16 protein-coding genes are annotated in these 20,984 nt (G+C 40.2%); 5 read left to right on the top strand and 11 right to left on the bottom strand.

The window, feature by feature from the left end; all coding sequences use genetic code 11:
• Positions 1-8: 8 nt before the first annotated feature.
• Together argC and G327_RS0116595 are read right to left on the bottom strand one after the other, a co-directional pair.
• Positions 9-1,022: an N-acetyl-gamma-glutamyl-phosphate reductase gene (gene argC / locus G327_RS0116600; protein ID WP_019615928.1), complete on the bottom strand. Its 1,014-nt coding sequence runs from the start codon at positions 1,020-1,022 to the stop codon at positions 9-11.
• Between the two features lie 232 nt (positions 1,023-1,254).
• On the bottom strand, positions 1,255-2,295 hold the full coding sequence (locus G327_RS0116595) for an HD domain-containing phosphohydrolase (RefSeq protein ID WP_019615927.1): 1,041 nt from the start codon (positions 2,293-2,295) through the stop codon (positions 1,255-1,257).
• 367 nt (positions 2,296-2,662) lie between these two features.
• On the opposite strand from G327_RS0116595, the gene G327_RS0116590 reads away from it, so the two are divergent.
• The 4 genes from G327_RS0116590 to ppc all read left to right on the top strand — a co-directional run bounded on the left by G327_RS0116590 (position 2,663) and on the right by ppc (position 10,908).
• Positions 2,663-4,522 (top strand): methyl-accepting chemotaxis protein, encoded by a 1,860-nt coding sequence (locus G327_RS0116590; RefSeq protein ID WP_019615926.1) that lies wholly within the window; start codon positions 2,663-2,665, stop codon positions 4,520-4,522.
• A gap of 343 nt (positions 4,523-4,865) precedes the next feature.
• Positions 4,866-6,725, top strand: coding sequence for a methyl-accepting chemotaxis protein (locus tag G327_RS0116585; protein ID WP_019615925.1), 1,860 nt, complete (start codon positions 4,866-4,868; stop codon positions 6,723-6,725).
• Positions 6,726-6,862: 137 nt separating this feature from the next.
• Positions 6,863-8,011, top strand: coding sequence for an acetylornithine deacetylase (gene argE, locus G327_RS0116580; protein WP_019615924.1), 1,149 nt, complete (start codon positions 6,863-6,865; stop codon positions 8,009-8,011).
• Between the two features lie 260 nt (positions 8,012-8,271).
• Positions 8,272-10,908 (top strand): phosphoenolpyruvate carboxylase, encoded by a 2,637-nt coding sequence (gene ppc / locus G327_RS0116575; RefSeq protein WP_019615923.1) that lies wholly within the window; start codon positions 8,272-8,274, stop codon positions 10,906-10,908.
• 76 nt (positions 10,909-10,984) lie between these two features.
• Here the strand turns inward: ppc and G327_RS26910 are convergent, their stop codons facing one another.
• The gene (locus G327_RS26910) at positions 10,985-11,158 is read right to left on the bottom strand and encodes a hypothetical protein (RefSeq protein WP_019615922.1); all 174 of its coding nucleotides are present in this window, start codon (positions 11,156-11,158) and stop codon (positions 10,985-10,987) included.
• A 111-nt stretch (positions 11,159-11,269) separates the two neighbouring features.
• On the opposite strand from G327_RS26910, the gene tusA reads away from it, so the two are divergent.
• Complete coding sequence (gene tusA / locus G327_RS0116565; RefSeq protein ID WP_019615921.1) at positions 11,270-11,506, top strand: sulfurtransferase TusA; 237 nt, start codon at positions 11,270-11,272, stop codon at positions 11,504-11,506.
• A 71-nt stretch (positions 11,507-11,577) separates the two neighbouring features.
• On the opposite strand, the gene galE is transcribed toward tusA, so the two are convergent.
• The 8 genes from galE to G327_RS0116525 all read right to left on the bottom strand — a co-directional run bounded on the left by galE (position 11,578) and on the right by G327_RS0116525 (position 20,945).
• The gene (gene galE, locus G327_RS0116560; RefSeq protein ID WP_019615920.1) at positions 11,578-12,594 is read right to left on the bottom strand and encodes a UDP-glucose 4-epimerase GalE; all 1,017 of its coding nucleotides are present in this window, start codon (positions 12,592-12,594) and stop codon (positions 11,578-11,580) included.
• 27 nt (positions 12,595-12,621) lie between these two features.
• Positions 12,622-14,517 carry a nucleoside-diphosphate sugar epimerase/dehydratase gene (locus G327_RS0116555; RefSeq protein WP_019615919.1) on the bottom strand — a complete coding sequence of 632 codons (1,896 nt, stop codon included), beginning with the start codon at positions 14,515-14,517 and terminating at the stop codon, positions 12,622-12,624.
• Between the two features lie 152 nt (positions 14,518-14,669).
• The gene (locus G327_RS0116550) at positions 14,670-15,836 is read right to left on the bottom strand and encodes a nucleotide sugar dehydrogenase (protein WP_019615918.1); all 1,167 of its coding nucleotides are present in this window, start codon (positions 15,834-15,836) and stop codon (positions 14,670-14,672) included.
• A 21-nt stretch (positions 15,837-15,857) separates the two neighbouring features.
• On the bottom strand, positions 15,858-16,427 hold the full coding sequence (locus G327_RS0116545; RefSeq protein WP_026339410.1) for a sugar transferase: 570 nt from the start codon (positions 16,425-16,427) through the stop codon (positions 15,858-15,860).
• A gap of 8 nt (positions 16,428-16,435) precedes the next feature.
• The gene (locus G327_RS0116540) at positions 16,436-17,401 is read right to left on the bottom strand and encodes a UDP-glucose 4-epimerase family protein (RefSeq protein ID WP_019615916.1); all 966 of its coding nucleotides are present in this window, start codon (positions 17,399-17,401) and stop codon (positions 16,436-16,438) included.
• Positions 17,388-18,536: a glycosyltransferase family 4 protein gene (locus G327_RS0116535; protein WP_019615915.1), complete on the bottom strand. Its 1,149-nt coding sequence runs from the start codon at positions 18,534-18,536 to the stop codon at positions 17,388-17,390. Before G327_RS0116535 ends, G327_RS0116540 begins: the two co-directional genes overlap by 14 nt.
• Positions 18,533-19,537 (bottom strand): NAD-dependent epimerase, encoded by a 1,005-nt coding sequence (locus G327_RS0116530; protein WP_019615914.1) that lies wholly within the window; start codon positions 19,535-19,537, stop codon positions 18,533-18,535. Before G327_RS0116530 ends, G327_RS0116535 begins: the two co-directional genes overlap by 4 nt.
• Before the next feature lie 508 nt (positions 19,538-20,045).
• Positions 20,046-20,945: a glycosyltransferase family protein gene (locus G327_RS0116525; protein ID WP_019615913.1), complete on the bottom strand. Its 900-nt coding sequence runs from the start codon at positions 20,943-20,945 to the stop codon at positions 20,046-20,048.
• Between the last annotated feature and the right edge of the window lie 39 nt (positions 20,946-20,984).

Raw genomic sequence — 20,984 nt, 5'->3', positions numbered from 1 at the left:
AATCCTGCTTATAAAAGTGAAGTAGTGACAGCAAAACCAAAACGTAGATTAATACACTGCATTGCCTGAGAAGACGCACCTTTTAACAAGTTATCGATGGCACTGAAAACAACCATGTCCTGACCGTCAACCGCCCAGCCTAAATCACAATAAGGGGTACCAACAACATTTTTAAGTGCAGGGTAACTGCCGTCAGCCATTAAACGCACGATCGATTTATCTGCATAAGCATCCTGGTAAGCCTGTTTAACCTGCTCAGCTGTCACGCTTTCCTTTAACTGCACATTAATGCTCGCTAAAATACCACGCTTGAAACTACCCAAATGCGGGGTAAATACCACAGGCATTCCTAAATGTTGATCAATTTCCGGTTTGTGTCTATGAGTAAAAACCCCATAAGGCTGCAGGCTTACTTCACAGAAACTGCTTGCAACATTTGCTTTACGCCCTGCACCACTTACACCGCTGGTTGCATTAATAGTCGGCTTAGTGCTTTCTTTAATTAACCCAGCCTGTGCTAACGGCTTTAATGCCGTTAACGAAGCCGTTGTATAACAACCGGGGACGGCAATTAAGTCGGTGTTTTTAACCGCTTCAAAATTCCACTCTGCTAAACCGTAAACCGCTTTATCTAGCAGTTCAGGATACTGGTGAGTGAATCCATAAAACTGCTCATAAAAACCAGCAGACTGAACACGGAATGCACCGGAGAGATCAAACACCACAGTATTTTGGGCAAGAAACAGAGGAGCCAAATTGTGACTCACTTCATGCGCCGTGGCCAGAATAACAATATCGATACCTGCACATGCGTCTGCAATATCTTCATTACCTAAAGGCTGCAGCGGCAGATCCACCACACCTAATAAATTACCGTACAGCGCAGACAATTTTTTACCTTTATCTAAACTACCTTGCGAAACATATAAGCCCGCCAGTTCAATCTCTGGGTGACGTGTTAAAAAATGTGCTAATTCTGCGCCGGTATAACCGCTAGCGCCCACAATAATGGCTTTTAACATAAGAAGTTCCTGTTTCGATTAATAGTCTAATAGAATGATTATGCTCTCAATAACAGCCGCTAAAGAGAGAGATTAATGCTTAGGACACCACTTTATCTTTGAGTGGGTTTTTATGCAAGATTAGTGCATAACTATTTCAAACTTTTTTCATTTGAGCTGAAAAATACAGCAATGGCATCCATTTGTGATTAAATAATGCGCTTATTACTAGCGAATCATTTTAAGGAAACTGTCATTCATCTTGGTACTGCTCTTTTATCTGCCGCACTTTAGGTAAACAGGCCACAAACAAAGGCACCAGCTGCGGATCAAAATGCTTTCCCGATTCACTTTCAATCAATGCGATGCTTTTTTCAATGGACCAGGCTTTTTTATGGGGCCGTTCACTAGTCAGTGCATCAAACACATCAGCAATTGCGACAATACGTGCACTTAGCGGGATATTTTCACCACTTAGCCCGGCCGGATAACCTGTTCCATCCCACTTTTCATGATGATTCTGGATCACTTCTACCGCCATCTGTAGTAAATCAGATTCATGATCACCAAGAATCTGCACCCCGAAATCAACATGTTTTTTCATTACCTCCCATTCATACTTATCTAACCTGCCGGGCTTTAATAATACTTTATCGGGAATAGCAATTTTTCCAATATCATGCATAGGAGCAGCATTAAAAAGCAGTTCCGACCAGGCATTATTTCCTGTGAAGCGTTTGGCCAGAAAACGGCTGTACCAGCTGATACGGATAACATGCATGCCCGTCTCATTATCTTTAAATTCAGCAGCCCGGCCTAGGGTCTGCAGAATTTCCATACGAGTATGACTTAACGCACTGCTTCTTTCTTTCACCAGAGTCATTAAATGTGACTTTTGATCTGCGAGTTTCAGGTGCGCGCTCACACGAGCTAAAACAATCGGCAGGCTTAAAGGTGTAGTAATGTAGTCAACGGCACCCAATGAAAAACCCTGTCTTTCATCTTCCACATTTCTTGTCGTGCTGACAAAAATAACAGGAATTTGCGATGTCTCCGGCATGCTTTTAAGCTGCCTGCAGATCCTATAACCATCGATATCAGGCAGGCTGGTTTTCAATAAAATCATATCGGGTTTATCTGCTGCACATGCATTTTTAAGTGCCTGCGAACAATTATGTGCAATATCAACCTGATAATAAGGCTCTAAAATTTCATCCAGCACCTGAATATTTTCAGGACAGTCATCCACGACTAAGATCCTTTGCTTAGTGATTATATCTTCTAAATCAATCATTCCATTTAATTCCATTCCTGCATTAACTCAACCAGCCTAACTTTAATCATTAAGTCGTTCAGCATTAAGAATTTCAGCACCATTCTGATGTTGTTGATAAGTGAGTATGAATCATTCCATATTGAATATCAGCATTTTTAATTAACCTTACCTGACAAGCTTTTAGAAATGTGAGCAGATCATATCTGCACTGTAGAATACGCTTGTAAATTCATCTTCCGGCGCTTAACTCAAGCATATCACGCCCTATAATTTGACATCTTTTTGTTAGACCGATGCTGGCTCCCCCGCTAATTGCTTCATACACTTGACGATAAGACGGAATGTAAAGTCTTTTTACTTGTTTATAACCGCAAGGACGAAACAGATGCTTATTAAACACAAGTTAATTATTAACGTTACAGTCTCCATATTAAGCATGCTGGTCATGTTACTGCTGATCAACTACTCGTCTTCTTCACTACAGAAAGACATTACTCTCGCACAAGGTATCGGTAAAATCGAATCTAATACACTGCAGCTGCGGCGGCATGAAAAAGATTTTTTAGCCCGTAAAGACAGTAAATATTTAGATCGTTTTAATGAAGGTATTGCCGTTTTAAACGATGAGCTCAGCCACTTAACAAATAACTTAACTGCTCTGGGTATTTCTAATGCAGAAGCCTTAAAGCTGCACAATATTCTAGGCGAATATCAGACCCACTTTACGAATGTGGTTGATACCCAAAAACGTATCGGCTTTGATCCTAAAAGCGGTTTTTACGGGAGGTTAAGGCAGGCAGTACACAGCGCTGAACAGGCCATCGGCGAAGATGATTTTCAGGCATTAAGCCTGATGCTCACCCTAAGACGCAATGAAAAAGATTATATGCTCCGCATTGATGACAAGTACGTCACTAAATTTCAAGGTAACTTTAAAAAATTAAAAAATGTCATTCGCCGCGGTTATTTACCCGACACACAAAAAACAATCATTAATAACGCACTAGAAGTTTATCAAAATGCATTTTTAGCCCTGGTCAAAGAGCAGAAAATATTAGGCTACAATTCCAATGAAGGACTGCAGAAAAAAATGCGTGCAAGTGTTCATCAAGTTGATGCTGTATTAAACAGCCTGGTCAGTAAAACCAATGAAGCGGTTGTTGAATATGTAAGCTCTATTAATAAACTAACCTATGCCGTTTTTAGCATTGCACTAATCCTATCCACAATCATCGGCTGGTTTCTCGGGCGAAGTATTTTAAGTGCAATTACACTGATTAAAGACTCTATGCAGGAAGTGGCTGATACCAATAATTTAACCATCAGCGTCAACTCGAAAACAAATGATGAATTAGCCGTTATGGCAAACGCCTTCAATCATATGATTTCTAATTTTCAGCATTTGATCATCTCCGTTAATCAGTCTGTCGGCAGTGTCAATCAGGCAACGGATACACTGGCGCAAAATATTATCCAGGCCAATGAAGGCGTTGACTCGCAGATGCAGGAAACTGATATGGTTGCCACGGCAGTGACAGAAATGGTTTCCACCATTGAAGAGATTGCCAGCAATACCACAGATACGGCCGATAAAGCACAACAGACCAATACAAATGCCGGTAAAGGCAAGGTTGGTGTTGATGCCACCATAGCTCAGATTGGTGTGCTGTCTGACAAATTAAGCGAATCAGAATCGGTTGTGAATAAACTTGCAGAGGACAGCGTTACCATAGGTACCGTACTTGACGTTATTCGCGGTATTGCTGAACAGACCAATTTACTGGCACTTAACGCAGCCATTGAAGCAGCCCGGGCTGGCGAACAGGGTAGAGGGTTTGCCGTCGTTGCCGATGAGGTAAGAACACTTGCCAGCCGCACCCAGGAGTCCACCAAAGAGATTGAAAACATTATTAGTTCATTACAAAGCAGGACCACCAACATAGTGCAGCTAATGACCGAGTGCCGTAATGAAGGGCAGGAAAGTGCCGTTCAGGCAGGGGAAGCGGGACAAATGCTGGAAGAGATTAATAATGATGTAGTCAGTATTATGGACATGACCAATGCCATCGCGACTGCGATTCAAGAACAGAGTGCAGTGGCATCAGAAGTTAACCGCCACGTTGTATCCATCCGCGACGTAGCGGAGGCAGCCAGTGACTCTGCATCCCAAAATGAACAAATGAGCGAAGAGTTATCACAACAGGCAACGGTATTAACTAAAGAAATCAGCACATTTACAATTTAACTTTATTGAATCGCGCTATGCCTTAAATGCATCACAGCAGTTTAAGGCATTCCAGCCATCCCCTTATTATTGATAAAACCGACGTTTTCACTGTAAATACGTCAACCTGCCGAAAACTTTATTTGCACTAAAAACAAATAAAATTCAACTGTTCATTGTGATTATTGCCTGCCTCTCACAACAATAATCACATAGTTTCTACGCACCGCAAATAATCACAACTGTTTTTTAAAATCTCGCGCCAAGCTTCTTGTTCTCTGCTAGTTTATAGCCTGAAAAGTGTCAGAGAGTATTTATTGACATCACCACTCTTAATGTAAATAAAGGACTTAGGTACATTATCATGCTGATAAAACATAAATTAATTGCGAACACCCTTATTTCTATTGTCGCTATGCTGACAATGCTGCTCCTGCTTAACTTTTCATCATCCTCTTTGAAAAAAGATATCACATTGGCACAGGATATTGGCGCTATCGAATCAGGTATTCTGCAGCTAAGGCACTATGAAAAGGACTTTATAAGCCGGAAAAAAGTAATACATGTTGAACATTTTAACAGCGAAGCACAGCAATTAGCCGAACAGCTCGACAGCGTTGCCCTGACTCTTGAACAGATGAATATTCCTGCGGCAGAAATTCCGGTATTATCCGCAGCTCTTAACGAGTATCGTCAGCATTTTTCTAACCTGGTCGACTCACAAAAACGTATCGGATTAAACACTCGGGACGGATTATACGGAAAATTAACTGCGGCCGTTCGTCAGGTTGAACGCGTCATAGGCACTGATGACTTTGAAGCATTAAGCCAGACACTGCAGTTACGCCGTTATGAAAAAGACTTTCTGATGGAGAATGACCGCAAGCACATTAGAAAATTTGAAAGGCTATTCAAAAAATTCGCAGCCGGCATTAAGACAAGCAGTTTAAGCCTTAGCCAAAAAACAAGCATCAACTATTCTCTAAATAACTACCAGAAAGCCTTCCAGGCACTTGCACAAGAGCAGAAAGTACTAGGTTACGATGCACACAGCGGCCTGCGTAAAGCATTATTTGACAGTGCGGCAAAGGTAATTGAAACCCAGGGCACACTAGTCAGCAGTACAGACCAGGCAATTACAGATTATGTACAGTCTATCAGCAAAGTGACCTATATCCTTTTTGCCGGTGCACTTATCTTATCTATTGTTATCGGCTCAATCGTCAGCCGTAATATTATGAACGGTATTTCACATATTAAAAATTCAATGGTTGAAATTGCACGAAGCAATGATTTAACCATTGTTGTTCCCACTAAAAATAATGATGAATTAGCCGAAATGGCAAAATCCTTTAACGGCATGATTGCAAACTTTCACAGCCTGATCTTATCAGTAAAGCAGTCAGCCGCGAATGTAAGCCAGGCAACCGGCATTCTCGCCTCTAATATACACCAGGCTAATTTAGGTGTTGAATCACAAATGCAGGAAACAGATATGGTTGCCACCGCAGTTACTGAAATGGTAGCAACCATTGAAGAGATTGCCGGCAATACCACAGATACCGCAGATAAAGCGCAACAGACCAACCTCAATGCAGGAAAAGGTAAACTCGGCGTTGAAACCACCATTGAGCAGATCCGTTTATTGTCGGATAAATTAATTGAATCTGAAGATGTGGTAAATGACCTTGCCAGAGACAGTGAAACAATCGGTACGGTACTTGATGTTATTCGTGGTATCGCGGAACAGACAAATTTACTGGCATTAAATGCGGCTATTGAAGCAGCTCGAGCCGGTGAACAAGGACGCGGTTTTGCGGTTGTTGCTGATGAAGTTCGTACTCTGGCAAGTCGCACACAATCATCTACCAAGGAGATTGAAAACATTATCAGCTCGCTGCAGACAAGAACTAAAAGTATTGTCTGCCTAATGACGGACTGCCGCAATGAAGGCAGGGAAAGCGCCGAACAGGCAGGCCAGGCAGGACAGATGCTGGAGGAGATTAACCGCGATATCGTCGATATAATGGATATGACGACCACCATCGCAGCTGCGATTCAGGAGCAAAGTGTAGTGGCATCGGAAGTTAACCGCCATGTAGTATCAATACGCGATGTGGCCGAGAAATCTGGAGAGTCTGCTCATCAAAATGAACAGATGAGTGATGAACTGGCACTGCAGGCCAATAAACTCAGTAAAGAAGTGAGCAGTTTCACCGTATAAAGCACTGCACCTATCCTAAAAAAGCCTTAAGTGCGGTTATCACCTTCATAGGGCTTTTTCTTATTGCAGCTACCCTTTCCTGCTATTAAGTGTACTATCATTTTTATCAATATTAATTTGCTTATTAAAGGGGTCTCATGTCACTACCTGATTTTATCAACTTATATAAAGATCTAATTGCCATTCCATCAATCAGCTCCACCGACCCGTCGTGGGATCAAAGCAACTTACAAGTCATTAACCAGCTGGCTTCATGGTTAGAAGAACTGGATTTCGACTGTGAAATTAAAGAAGTCAGCAGTGCTCCGGGTAAATATAATTTAATTGCTAGTTTAGGTCAGGGTGACGGCGGCCTGCTGCTTGCAGGACATACCGATACCGTGCCCTATGATGAAGGTAAGTGGTTAAGCGACCCGTTTAAAGTGACTGAAAAAGACAATCGTCTATACGGATTAGGTACTATTGATATGAAAGGCTTTTTTGCTTTTGTAATTGAAGTATTAAAAACACTCGATTTAACTAAGTTAGATAAACCACTGCGCATATTAGCAACTGCAGATGAAGAAACAACGATGTCCGGTGCACAGGATATTGCGACGCAAAAAAGTATCAAACCTGATTATGCAGTGATTGGAGAGCCGACGGGCATGGTACCGGTGGTAATGCACAAAGGTCATATGTCTGAAGCAATTCGTATTACCGGACGAAGCGGGCACAGTTCAGATCCCGATAAAGGCATTAACGCCATTGAGATAATGCACCTAGTGATTGGGGAATTAAAAAAAGTACAACAGCAGTTTAAGGATAAATATTCCAACAAACATTTCGAGGTTCCCTATCCAACACTGAATTTCGGGGCGATCAGCGGCGGTGACAGTCCAAACCGGATCTGCGGCTGCTGTGACCTGCATATTGATATGCGCCCTATTCCAGGGGTCAGCACCAATGAACTGTTTATTACTCTAAAAGATGCATTGACAGAAATCGAGAAGCGCTACCCTAACTGCCTAGAGATATACCATTTACATGAGCCTATCCCTTCATATCAATGCCCGATGCATTCAGACCTGATTGAGAAAACACAAATCTATACCGGTAATCAGGCGCAAAGTGCCAACTATTGTACTGAAGCACCTTTTATACAAGAGCTAGGCTGTGACACCATAGTATTAGGCCCTGGACATATCGCCCAGGCTCATCAGCCTAACGAATACTTAGATCTGTCCTTTGTTAAACCTACCAAGGAAGTGATTAAAAAGTTAATTACACATTACTGCACCGTTTAATATCTAGGAGCACTGTGCATGCAGTAAAGGCTATGAAAGAGATGCTCATAGCCTTTAACAGTTATAAAGCGGGCCGCAGCTTAGCTCAGTAAAAAATCAACCACTCACCAATATGTAATTTAATTACACGCCCCCCCTTTCAAATCAAATGAAAGCAAAACTTATGTGATAGTACATTGACTATACAATCTTTTGTGGTAGGTTATTTAACTAGTTTTATTTTTAAAGTGTAATTTTATTACAGAATTCATGGGGTTTATATGACAGAACAATATGCAAATTTGCGTAGTAACGTTGGTTTATTAGGTCAATTACTAGGTAAAAGTATTGGTGAACATTTAGGCAAAGATTTTCTGGATAAAATAGAATCTATCCGTCAACTATCTAAATCTTCACGGGCCGGTAATCAGGATGACGGCAGCACACTCGTTGAAGTATTAGCTAATCTTTCCGATGATGAACTACTGCCGGTGGCGCGTGCATTTACGCATTTCTTAAACTTAGCAAATATCGCCGAACAGTTTCACGGCATTTCCCGGCATTGCGACAGCGGCGTCTGCTCACCAGACCCGATGAACCAGCTGATTGATAAGTTAAAAAAAGCAGATCTTTCTCAAGAAACAATGCAGCAGGCGGTTAATGAACTACAGATGGATATGGTGCTTACAGCTCATCCAACTGAAGTAACGCGTCGTACACTTATTCACAAACACATCGCCATTAATGACTGTTTAAGTCTGCTTGAAATTAGCGATACATCTGAAAAAGAGCGAGATCAACTGCTGGTTCGCCTTGAACAGTTAATCACTCAAGCCTGGCATACGAATGATATTCGTAAAAAACGCCCAACTCCGGTGGATGAAGCGAAAGGCGGCTTTGCTGTTATTGAGAACAGTTTATGGGAAGCTGTTCCGCAATATGTTCGTGAGCTTGATCAGAAACTACAAGATGACTTAGGCTTATCACTTCCACTTGATGCATCCCCAATTAAATTCACCTCGTGGATGGGCGGCGACCGTGACGGTAACCCTTTTGTTACCGCAAAAGTGACTCAGGAAGTACTATTAACCAGCCGCTGGGTCGCTGTAGATTTATACCTGCGGGATATTGAACTACTGACTAAAGAGTTGTCGATGGACAACTGCGATCCAACTCTACGTGCAGTTGTAGGTGATCAGACCGATGAACCGTACCGCGCTGTTTTACGTAAATTACGTGAAGAGTTAAAAGAAACACTGGCTTCACTGAGTGCGACATTACAAGGACAGCATAGTAATGCACAGGACCTGATCACCCGCACCGAACAGCTGAAACAGCCGCTTGAATTATGTTATCAGTCACTCAAAGCTATGGGTATGCACTCCATTGCAAACGGACTGATTTTAGATATCCTGCGCCGTCTGGCCTGTTTTGGTATCAACCTGGTAAAACTTGATATCCGTCAAGACGGTGAGCGCCATGGTGATGCGCTGTCTGAATTAACCCGTTATCTGGGACTTGGCGATTACAATGCCTGGAATGAAGCAGATAAACAGGCATTCCTGCTGCAGGAATTAAACAGTAAACGCCCGCTTATTCCCGCATCTTGGGAACCGTCTGCTGAAGTTCAAGAAGTATTAGATACTTGTAAAGTAGTTGCACAAACAGATCCTGATGCATTAGGCATCTACATCATCTCAATGGCTCGCCAGGCATCCGATGTATTATCAGTGCAGCTTTTATTAAAAGAAACAGGCTGTCCTTTCCGGATCCCTGTTGCCCCATTATTTGAAACTTTAGATGATTTAAATAATGCGGCTGAAGTTATAGAGCGTCTGTTTGCCGTTGACTGGTACCGCGGCTACATTAATGGCGAGCAGCATGTCATGATCGGTTATTCTGACTCAGCTAAAGATGCCGGCGTAATGGCGGCTAACTGGGCACAATATACTGCGCAGGAAGCCCTGGTTAAACTCAGCGAAGTAAATGATATAAAACTGGTCTTATTCCACGGACGCGGCGGCACAATCGGCCGTGGCGGTGCTCCGGCTCACCAGGCATTATTATCACAGCCTCCTGGATCGCTTAAAGGCGGACTGCGTGTTACTGAGCAGGGTGAAATGATCCGCTTTAAATTCGGTCTTCCTAAAGTTGCAGTGCAAAGCTTAAACCTTTATACAGCCGCTATTTTAGAAGCCAACCTTCTTCCACCGCCAGCGCCTAAACAGGAGTGGCGTGATTTGATGGAACAGTTTGCTGAGCAGTCTTGTCAGGAGTACCGTCATTTCATCCAGGAAGAGCCGGAATTTGTTCCTTATTTCCGCAGCGTAACACCTGAGCTGGAATTAGGTAAACTGGCACTAGGCAGCCGTCCTGCAAAACGTAAACCTAACGGCGGTGTTGAGAGTTTACGTGCAATTCCGTGGATCTTTGCCTGGAGCCAGAACCGTTTAATGCTGCCGGCATGGTTAGGGGCAGGTACTTCTCTGAAAACATTATTAGATGAAGGTAAAAAAGAGCTGCTGCAGGAGATGTACTGTAACTGGCCTTTCTTCCATACACGTTTAGAAATGTTTGAAATGGTATTTTTGAAAGCAGATGAAGAGCTGACTCGTTTTTATGAAGAACGCCTTGTCCCTAAAGAGCTATGGCCGCTAGGTGAGCGCTTACGTGAGAATTTAGTATTAACGCGTGAAACAGTTCTTGAGACTATTCCAGAGCATAAATTAATGCAGGAACAGCCTTGGATTAAAGAGTCTATTTCGCTGCGTAACCCTTACGTTGATCCGCTTAATATGCTGCAGGCAGAGCTTCTTTCCCGTTCGCGCAAAAATGGTGATGAAATCTGTCCGGTTATCGATCAGGCATTAATGGTGACAATTGCAGGTATTGCAGCTGGACTACGTAATACGGGTTAATAAGATCTGAATCATAAGCAACAGCTAAAAAGACTTAAATCTGTTACAGGTTTAAGTCTTTTTTCTTTATATAGAGTTAAGATCTAGGCTTATTCCGTTCACCTAGTTCCATCCACAATGCCAGAGATGACATTAACAATGCCATCGGCCAGGCACTGGAAGTGATATAAACAAAAGGCAGAATAGGAATAACAAGCAAAGCAATGACGATACAAAGATAAATATAAATTCGATGTTCAGCTTGTAACATAAGGCCTCCTTGCAATATGATCGCTTTATATTAAATAAGTCTAGTAAGCTTTGAGTATCGCCTTTAGAGCATTTACGACTTAAAACAGATTAGATATAGCAGAGAGTTACAATGAGTGAAGAAAACACCCAGGAATTAGATACGTTAGGTTTACGCTGCCCGGAGCCTGTTATGATGATTCGAAAAACAGTTAGAAAAATGCAGCCGGGTGAGCTGTTAGCCGTCATCGCAGACGATCCGGCCACAACACGTGATATACCCAGTTTTTGTCGATTTATGGACCATACTCTGCTGGAGTCTGATATTGAAAATGTACCCTACCGTTACCTGATTCGTAAAGGCGGATAATACATTGCGGCAAAAACAAAAAACCGCTGTAAAGCGGCTTTTGATAGTTTAAATAAGCTAATAGGTTTTTATCAGTCAGTATAACCATTAGGGTTATTCGACTGCCAGCGCCAGGTATCCTGCATCATCTCAGCTAAACCACCCTGAGCCTGCCAATGCAGCTCAATAGAGGCTTTCTCAGGAGCAGCATAACAGGCGGCAATATCCCCTTCACGTCGAGGAGATATCTTATAAGCAATCTCTTTGCCGCTCGCCAGTTCAAATGCTTTTAGCATCTCAAGTACCGAGTAACCATTACCCGTACCAAGATTGTAAATATGAACACCTGTTGAAGCCGTTATTTTATCTAATGCTTTTAAGTGCCCAAGCGCTAAATCAACAACATGAATATAATCACGAACGCCTGTACCATCTTTAGTATCATAATCATCACCAAAAACAGCAAGTGCTTTTAATTTACCCACCGCCACCTGTGCAATATACGGCAGTAAATTATTTGGAATTCCGTTTGGATCTTCGCCGATCAAACCTGATATATGCGCGCCAACTGGATTGAAATAACGAAGGATGGCAAATGACCAGCGCGGATCCGATTTGGCAACATCCTGCAGTACCATCTCTACCATCAGCTTCGATGTACCATACGGGTTAGTTGTGCCGCCGACCGGAAAGTCTTCACGGATAGGTAAACTGGCCGGATCGCCGTAAACCGTTGCAGAAGAACTGAATACTAAATTAAATACGCCGGCATCCGCCATCGCCTCTAATAAAGTTAAGGTGCCCTGAACATTGTTCTGATAATAAGAAACAGGTTTAGCAACTGACTCACCAACCGCTTTTAGACCTGCAAAATGAATAACACTCTGAATCTCATGCTTAGTAAAAACTGAATCCAGGAAGCTTTTATCTAAAATATCTCCCTGATAAAAAGCACACGTTTTACCGGTGATCTCAGCTACTCGCTTCAAAGACTCCTGCGATGAATTACAAAGGTTGTCGACAATGACAACCTCCTGCCCCGCTTCTAATAACTCCAAAACAGTGTGCGAGCCAATGTATCCCGCACCGCCTGTAACTAAAATGGTCATAGCTGTTCCTAATATTCAATTTTTAACTTAACAGTGAGTTGCTTTCCAGACTAAATCACCAATCTCATCGGTCGGGTTAAACCCGGCAGGTACTTCCAGTAATATTTTACGAATCGTTTCATGATCAAATTCATGACAGGCTTTATCAAGCTTATTTAAAATAACTTCATATTCAGAATAGGGTAAATAACTTTCGTTCGCGGTCATAATACGTTCATGAGCAGTTTTTCCGACATTGTCACCAATTAACAGCTCTTCAAATAATTTCTCGCCGGGACGTAAACCGGTATATTTAATTGCAATATCGCCGTGCGGGTTATCTTCCGATTTCACTTCTAAACCGGATAATTTAATAAGGTTTTTGGCCAAATCAACAATTCTAACCGGCTCCCCCATATCAAGCACAAATACATCACCACCAACTCCCATTGCACCGGCCTGGATAACTAATTGAGCAGCTTCGGGTATGGTCATAAAATAACGGATAATATCAGGGTGGGTAATGGTGACATGATCGCCTTCAGCTATCTGTCGTTTAAACAACGGAATAACCGACCCAGATGAGCCTAAAACATTGCCAAAGCGCACCATACAGAAACGTGTTTTATTATTTTCAGCGGCTAAAGACTGCAGTGTTAATTCAGCCATGCGCTTAGTAGTCCCCATTACATTAGTAGGGCGTACCGCTTTATCAGTAGAGATTAGAACAAACGACTCAACTTCAGCTTCAATTGCAGCTAACGCAGTGTAATAAGTACCAAATACATTATTACGCACTCCCTCAACGACATTGTACTCAACTAAGGGGACATGTTTGTATGCAGCGGCATGATAAAGCGTCTGTACTTTAAAACTTTTTAACACCGCTTTTAATCGCGTTAAACGCTGTACTGAGCCTAATAAAGGAATAATTTTCACATCTAAATCTTGTATACAAACAAACTCAGAAAGCTCTTTTTCTATCTGATATAAAGCAAATTCCGAAAGCTCAAATAAGATCAGTGCCCTAGGTTGTTGTCGAACAATCTGCCGGCAAAGTTCTGAACCAATCGAGCCACCGGCCCCGGTTACCATAACTACTTTATTTTTAATATTTGCATCAAGTAATTCAGCCCGAGCAGGAACACTGTCTCGCCCTAATAGATCATCAATAGGTACATCACGCAGTTGATCAATTGCTGCTGAACCGTTTAAAATTTCATCAAAGTTAGGGATTGATTTCACTTCAATAGGTAAATCAATAAGAGAGTCGATAATTGCTTTACGCTGTGCACGAGTGGCACTAGGCATAGCTAACAATATTTTAGCGGCTCGCGTTTTAGAAACTAAACAGCTTAAGTTTTTGCTATTAAAAACAGTCAGGCCGTTAACAACACTTTTAAACAGTTTTTTCTCATCATCAATAAATGCAACAGGGTGGAACTCATTTCCCTGACGCAGTAAATTGACCAACTGGCGCCCGGAGTCACCAGCACCATAAATAATCACCCGTTCTTTGTATTTATTATTCTGCTGAGAAACAATCACTCGTACAAATAAACGCGCCCCTCCACAAAGTAGAATAAGATAAGTGGCATAAATAATAGGCACAGAGCGAGGAACAAATACATCTGCAAAATAACCAAAAATGACAAACAGTAAAGCAGATGCAAAGCAGCTCGCAATAATGGTCAATAATGCATGTACACTTAAATAACGTAATATAGCTCTATAAAGGCCAACTCTTGTAAACAATAAAAGTGTGCAGATCAAAAGTACTGTTAATAACAAGCGGTATTCATTATGCGCGAGAAAACTTACATCAGACAAACGCGTATAAAAAGAGGTAAAAAAAGCAGCGCAGATAAAAACCGTATCAACAATAATGCTAATAAAACGTTTATAGATGCGCGGTGTTGATAAAATGGAATCAATTAACAGCATGGAGCCCTGCATAAACAGAATAAAACAAGAAAGCCTCGCACCTAGTGTAAGGCTTATGGAAATTGGAATATATCATAATAAAAACTAGATAACGTGAGTGGCTGTCGAATTTTCCAGAAACTACACTAGCAGCCATTCAAGCTGGTTAACTATTAATCAGCACCAAATAAGTCACGAGTATAAACTTTATCGACTACATCTGCTAATTCTTCAGCCATACGATTTGAAACAATCACATCCGCTTCGGCTTTAAACTCATTAAGATCTTTGATCACACGAGAGTGGAAGAACTTATCTTCTTCTAACACAGGTTCATAAATCACGACCTCAATCCCTTTAGCTTTGATACGCTTCATAATCCCCTGGATACTCGATGCTCTAAAGTTATCTGAACCGGACTTCATAATCAATCGATAAACACCGACTTTTTTAGGGTTACGTTTGAGAATTGAGTCAGCAATAAAGTTTTTACGGGTGGTATTGGCATCAACAATTGCACCAATGATACAGTTTGGAACATCAACATAATTTGCACGTAATTGTTTTGTATCTTTTGGTAAGCAGTAACCACCATAACCAAATGAAGGGTTATTATAATGGCGACCAATACGAGGATCTAAGCCGACACCTTGGATGATATGGCTGGCATTCAACTCATGTGATTCAGCGTAAGAATCCAGCTCATTAAAATAAGCCACACGCATAGCAAGGTAGGTATTAGAAAAAAGTTTTACTGCTTCAGCTTCTGTTGAATCAGTAAACAGAACATCTATATTTTCCTTTTCTGCGCCTTCAACAAGCAAGGCTGCAAATACCTCAGCACGCTTACTTTGCTCACCAACGATAATACGCGAAGGGTATAGGTTATCAAACAATGCACGCCCTTCACGTAAAAACTCAGGTGAGAATAATATATTTTCACACCCCGTTTTTTCCTTCACTGATTTTGTATAACCGACAGGTACAGTAGATTTAATCACTATCACCGCATTTGAATTAATATTCATCACATCCTGGATCACGGCTTCAACTGACGAAGTATTAAAAAAGTTCGTCTGCGGATCATAATCTGTCGGGGTTGCTATAATCACGTATTCAGCATTTTGATACGCCAACTGTTTGTCTGTGGTCGCAACAAGGTTTAACTTCTTATTTACTAAAAAGTCTTCAATCTCAGTATCGACAATTGGTGATTGCTGATTGTTTATTAAATCCACTTTTTCAGGAATGATATCAACGGCAACAACTTCATTATTTTGTGCTAACAATACCGCATTTGAAAGACCAACGTACCCTGTACCTGCAATCGCTATTTTCATAATCTTCTCTTAAATGTCAAACTACTTGCCACCATCAACTCGATCACCAGAACCACTGCCTGTTGCTGTCATAATGATATATTTGAAATAGTCTTTAATCGTTAATGTTTGAATCATTTTTTGATCTGTCTCAGCAAGCAGCTTTGGCGTAGACATATCAATAGTATTTATCTGTGCAAGACCGGTAATACCTGGAAGCACATCGTAAACACCGCGAATGTCACGCTCTACAATCAAATCTTCTTGATTAAATAAGTTAGGGCGAGGTCCGACAAAACTCATTTCGCCTTTTAATACATTAATCAATTGTGGTAATTCATCGATTTTAGACTTTCGCAAAAATGAACCGAACTTAGTGATAGATGCAGTGCTTGCCAGGTGGCTTGCCACTGATTTAGTATCAACCGACATTGTGCGAAATTTTATTAATTTAAAAGGACGCTTATTTTTTCCAACCCGCTCCTGAATGAAAATTGGAGACTTAGTATCAAAATAACCAATAACGGTCACGACTATAAGTATTGGGGATGTAACCACAAGGCCACAAAAAGCCATCACAAGATCTAGAGTTCTAATAAAAAAAAAGTTCATCATCATAACTACTTTCTACTGTTTTCAATAAATGCATCTGCTGTTTTTTTCATACACTCAGCAGTACTATAGGGAGGTTTCCAGTTTAACAGCTCTTTTGTTTTGGATATATCAACTTGTAAAGAACCGCATAACCGTTGTGATACTGCTGGTTTACCAATTAATTTTGCAACAAAAGTAAACCAAAAACTAGGGATAGTCAGTAATCTATTTGGTACTTCGAATGCGGCAGCCATATTAGATAACAATTGCGATGTTGAAACATCGTCATCATCTGAAACTAAAAATGTTTGATTTGCCGCATTCGGGTGGTCAATACAGGTAATTATCAAATCAACTAAATTATCTACAGACACTAAGCTGCGTTTATTCTCTTTGATGCCACCTAGAGGCAATGGAACTCCTTTATTAATCCATTTCATCATAGAAGCAAAGTTAGCTTTTACACCTGGCCCATAAACTAACGGAGGGCGAATAATAACAACCTCCATCCCCGTTTCTCCTGCTATTTTCCGTAAACCAACTTCTGCTTCATATTTACTTAACCCATAAGGATCAGTAGGTATAAAATCATCATCGGGATTAAATGGGTTTTCAAGCTCTGTTGATTCTCCATTTACTTTAATCGAGCTAATAAAGATAAAGCGTTTAGCACCGGCGTCTGCGGCTTGCTGCGCAAGATTCAATGTACCGGATGTATTCACTTCTCTGAATTCTTCTAAAGGATTAGATGAACGATCATTCATTACATGAACGCGAGCAGCACAGTGAATAACTACAGAGATCCCTTTAAGTGCACTATTAAATTTACAAAAAGAGTCAATATTCCCCTTAATAAAACACTTCGAATGTATTTTTTTAGGCTTGCTTCGCCCATAAGCAATGACTTCAAATCTACTTAGTTCATTAAACAGCGCTGTTCCAAGAAAACCTGTTCCTCCTGTTAATAATAATTTCGATTTAAAGTGGCTCAAACTTTCCCCTTAACAAAGATAAATATATATCCATGTGCTTATTAACAACACTTTTAATATCAAACTCTTGTTCAGCAAATTCCCTTGCTCTAGAGCCCATATTAATTCGAAGTTCTTTGTCTTCAACTAGTTTTTGAATTACCTCAGCCAGTGCTTCAGAGTTCTTTATCGGTACCAACATGCCAGTTCGCAATGGAATAACTGCATCACGACATCCAGGGTTATCTGTAGTTACAACGGGGCGACCACAGGCAGCGGCTTCAATCAGTACTTTAGGGACACCTTCTCCGTAATAAGAAGGGAGAGTCACAATATGGGAGTCAGCGAAGATTTGATGGACATCATTACGATGGCCTAACGCATTAATAACTCCAGCTTTATGCCAAGATTCAACTTCAGCAACTGATACAGAGTTAGGGTTTTCAGGATCAGGAGAGCCGATAAGCACGAACTCTACATTTTTTTCCTGCTTATGTAATAACTTAGCGGCACCTACAAACTCATAAACACCTTTTTCTTTCAATAAGCGACACGCCATAACAACTTTTATTGTGGAATCGTCAGGTTCTTCATGAAAAGAATAACGTTCTAGATCTGCACCAGAACCACGGATTAACACCTTTTGCGATACATTAAGGTTGGCAACATCAGTTAAAATACTTTCATCGGAATTATTCTGGAAAATAATTGTTTTATTCTGGTGAGAAAGTGCAAAGCGGTATAAAAAAGAAACTAACAACTTTGTAAGCTTAGCTCTTAAGTTATTAGCAGAAAATACATAACCCAACCCAGAGATAGCAGCTACGAACGCAGGTTTATTAATGAGGCTGCGGATAACCATACCAGAATAAATAACTGGCTTAATAGTTATAGAATGTACCAAATCCGGTTTAATACTTTTAACTAATTTTCTGACATTTATTAATGTACCCAATTCATTAAACAATCCATTACCACTTCGAGAAAAATTTATCTCATGAGTATGAATTCCATAACGAATTAACTCCTGTCTTTTATCGGTAAAACTGCAGGCGAGATGAACATCATAACCTTCCTCCATCGCTTTTAAGGCAATAGGTAAACGGTGAGAAACAAAAAACCAGTCTACGTTAACTATAAATAATATTTTTTTCATGATGAATAAAATTCTCTATACCAATCAACAAAGGCTTTTACACCATCTTTTACTTTTACCTTAGGAGTGTAATTAGTCGCTTTAAACAAATCAGAGGTATCTGCATAAGTTTGGTAAACGTCACCATCTTGCATTGGCATATAATTTTTCATTGCTTCAACACCCAAAGCTTCTTCAAGTGCTTCGATAAAAGTCATCAACTTAACGGGGCTGCCATTACCAATATTATATATACAGTATGGTGCAGAGCTTGTAGCAGGAGATCCTGTTTCAGAACTCCATTTTTCATTTTTAGTTGGGATAACATCCTGAATTCTAATAATACCTTCTACAATATCATCAATATATGTAAAGTCTCGGCGCATATCTCCATTGTTATACACATCAATAGATTCGCCATCTAGGATTTTTTTAGTGAACTTAAACAACGCCATATCAGGACGTCCCCAAGGGCCGTACACAGTGAAAAAACGTAAACCCGTAGTCGGAACATCATATAAATGAGAATAGGTATGAGCCATTAACTCATTAGATTTTTTTGTTGCCGCGTATAAAGATATCGGGTGGTCAACTGAATCCGAAGTCGAAAAAGGTGTTTTTTCATTTAATCCATATACAGAACTGGAAGAGGCATAAACAAGGTGCTTTACTTTGTTGTGGCGACAACCTTCAAGAATATTCAGGTGACCAATAAGGTTACTATCCGCATACGCCATAGGGTTATCAATTGAATAACGAACGCCAGCTTGTGCAGCTAAGTGAATAACTTTATCAAACTTCTCTTGTTTAAAAAGGTTTGCCATTCCACCACGATCAGCTAAATCCAATTTAACAAAAGTAAACTTATCATGTTCAATGCGAGCCAAACGCGCTTCTTTCAAAGCAACATCATAATAATCGTTAACATTGTCGATACCAATAACAGTATGCCCAGCTACCACCAAGCGCTCAACAACTACACTACCGATAAAACCAGCTACACCGGTTACTAAATACTTCATTTTACTTAATCCTTAAATCTTAGCCAAATAGGTCACGAGTATAAACCTTATCAGCAACATCTTTTAACTCTTCAGTCATGTGATTAGAGACGATTACATCAGCTTTAATTTTGAATACATTTAAGTCTTGAATTACACCAGAATGGAAAATTCATTTCCGCTCAAACAGACTCATAAATAAACACTTCGATACTTTTCGCTTTGATACGCTTTATCAAGTATTGAAGACTAGAAGCTCTACAGTGAACAGAAGCAGAGTTCATCATTCAGGGATATACTCCAACTTTAGAGTCGGCTACAAAATCTTTATGCGAGAGACTAATTGCATCAATAACACTGAATATAATAGGTCGACAGAATCCAGTTCCTATAATAGCTGCTTTCAGCTTATATAGTTTAATATCCCCTCGCAGCCAGCTGCCATAGCGCATTGCACAGAGGATGGTGCTAAATTAAGATTAATTATAGCTATTCGGGTTATTTAACTGCCAACGCCAAGTATCGTGCATCATCTCATCACCGTTTGAATCAGGTTTTCAATTTTTGACTCTGATAGTATTCGTTCCCATCCAAATTTATCAACACAACCATTCTTAAACTCAAAATTTTCAATAGAAGATGGTAAGGATAAAAAATCATTTAAATTCATAAACTGTGATCCTGTAGATAACTCAAATGAATTAACCCAAGAATACTTGTTTGTAACTACTTTTAGGCCCAACGCGCAATACTCTATTACCTTCGTGCTATCTTGTATATTCAATGGATATACATCCGGGGTATAATTTAGCCCGTATTTACATTTTTTAGCTAGTAAAAACAACTCTTCTTGCTGAATTCGACCGTAGCATATTACGTTATTGTTTTCTTTAAAAAAATCTTTGTCTTCTAAGCTACACCCGGCAACGATAATTGAAAATCCACTCTGAGCTATTTTTAAAATATAACTTTTTACATCAGTACGACTTAGAGTCCCCATATAAATAAAGTCATAAAGCTTTTCACATACATTATCATTAGCTAGACTAGTATCAACTCCCATCCCTCGAATAATATATTTATCCTTAGGCAATGAATTAAAATAAAAACCATTTTGTACAACTTCGCTCAAGAATATATAAGCATCCCCTTTTCGGTTTAATACCCTTTTTAATATATTTTTAAATTTGGGGAATTTAGTAACTGATAGAGAATGATATTCCATAATAATTGGGGTTTTAGTTTTAATCCAAAAAGGTAAAAAGCCACAATGAAAAATAATTAAATCACTATATTTATCAGCTTCGGATATATTTTCAAACTCTTTTACTATGTACCCGAACTTTAATTCTAAATATTGTTTATATGCTTTATTTTCAGGATAAAAGGCCTTTTCAGATTTTAATAGACCAATTGTCATTTTTTTCATGGAGCACCCATTATAGAAACTGTGAATTATTAATATAAT

The sequence above is a fragment of the Psychromonas ossibalaenae ATCC BAA-1528 genome, assembly GCF_000381745.1.
Taxonomy (GTDB): domain Bacteria; phylum Pseudomonadota; class Gammaproteobacteria; order Enterobacterales; family Psychromonadaceae; genus Psychromonas; species Psychromonas ossibalaenae.
Note: the sequence above shows the minus strand (reverse complement) of the source record. Positions and strands in the feature narration are given on the sequence as shown.

What these genes read in the sequence shown, in the direction of transcription:
- argC (WP_019615928.1), bottom strand. Translation starts at nt 1,022, where the DNA reads ATGTTAAAAGCCATTATTGTGGGCGCTAGCGGTTATACCGGCGCAGAA.
- G327_RS0116595 (WP_019615927.1), bottom strand. Translation starts at nt 2,295, where the DNA reads ATGATTGATTTAGAAGATATAATCACTAAGCAAAGGATCTTAGTCGTG.
- G327_RS0116590 (WP_019615926.1), top strand. Translation starts at nt 2,663, where the DNA reads ATGCTTATTAAACACAAGTTAATTATTAACGTTACAGTCTCCATATTA.
- G327_RS0116585 (WP_019615925.1), top strand. Translation starts at nt 4,866, where the DNA reads ATGCTGATAAAACATAAATTAATTGCGAACACCCTTATTTCTATTGTC.
- argE (WP_019615924.1), top strand. Translation starts at nt 6,863, where the DNA reads ATGTCACTACCTGATTTTATCAACTTATATAAAGATCTAATTGCCATT.
- ppc (WP_019615923.1), top strand. Translation starts at nt 8,272, where the DNA reads ATGACAGAACAATATGCAAATTTGCGTAGTAACGTTGGTTTATTAGGT.
- G327_RS26910 (WP_019615922.1), bottom strand. Translation starts at nt 11,158, where the DNA reads ATGTTACAAGCTGAACATCGAATTTATATTTATCTTTGTATCGTCATT.
- tusA (WP_019615921.1), top strand. Translation starts at nt 11,270, where the DNA reads ATGAGTGAAGAAAACACCCAGGAATTAGATACGTTAGGTTTACGCTGC.
- galE (WP_019615920.1), bottom strand. Translation starts at nt 12,594, where the DNA reads ATGACCATTTTAGTTACAGGCGGTGCGGGATACATTGGCTCGCACACT.
- G327_RS0116555 (WP_019615919.1), bottom strand. Translation starts at nt 14,517, where the DNA reads ATGCTGTTAATTGATTCCATTTTATCAACACCGCGCATCTATAAACGT.
- G327_RS0116550 (WP_019615918.1), bottom strand. Translation starts at nt 15,836, where the DNA reads ATGAAAATAGCGATTGCAGGTACAGGGTACGTTGGTCTTTCAAATGCG.
- G327_RS0116545 (WP_026339410.1), bottom strand. Translation starts at nt 16,427, where the DNA reads ATGAACTTTTTTTTTATTAGAACTCTAGATCTTGTGATGGCTTTTTGT.
- G327_RS0116535 (WP_019615915.1), bottom strand. Translation starts at nt 18,536, where the DNA reads ATGAAAAAAATATTATTTATAGTTAACGTAGACTGGTTTTTTGTTTCT.
- G327_RS0116530 (WP_019615914.1), bottom strand. Translation starts at nt 19,537, where the DNA reads ATGAAGTATTTAGTAACCGGTGTAGCTGGTTTTATCGGTAGTGTAGTT.
- G327_RS0116525 (WP_019615913.1), bottom strand. Translation starts at nt 20,945, where the DNA reads ATGAAAAAAATGACAATTGGTCTATTAAAATCTGAAAAGGCCTTTTAT.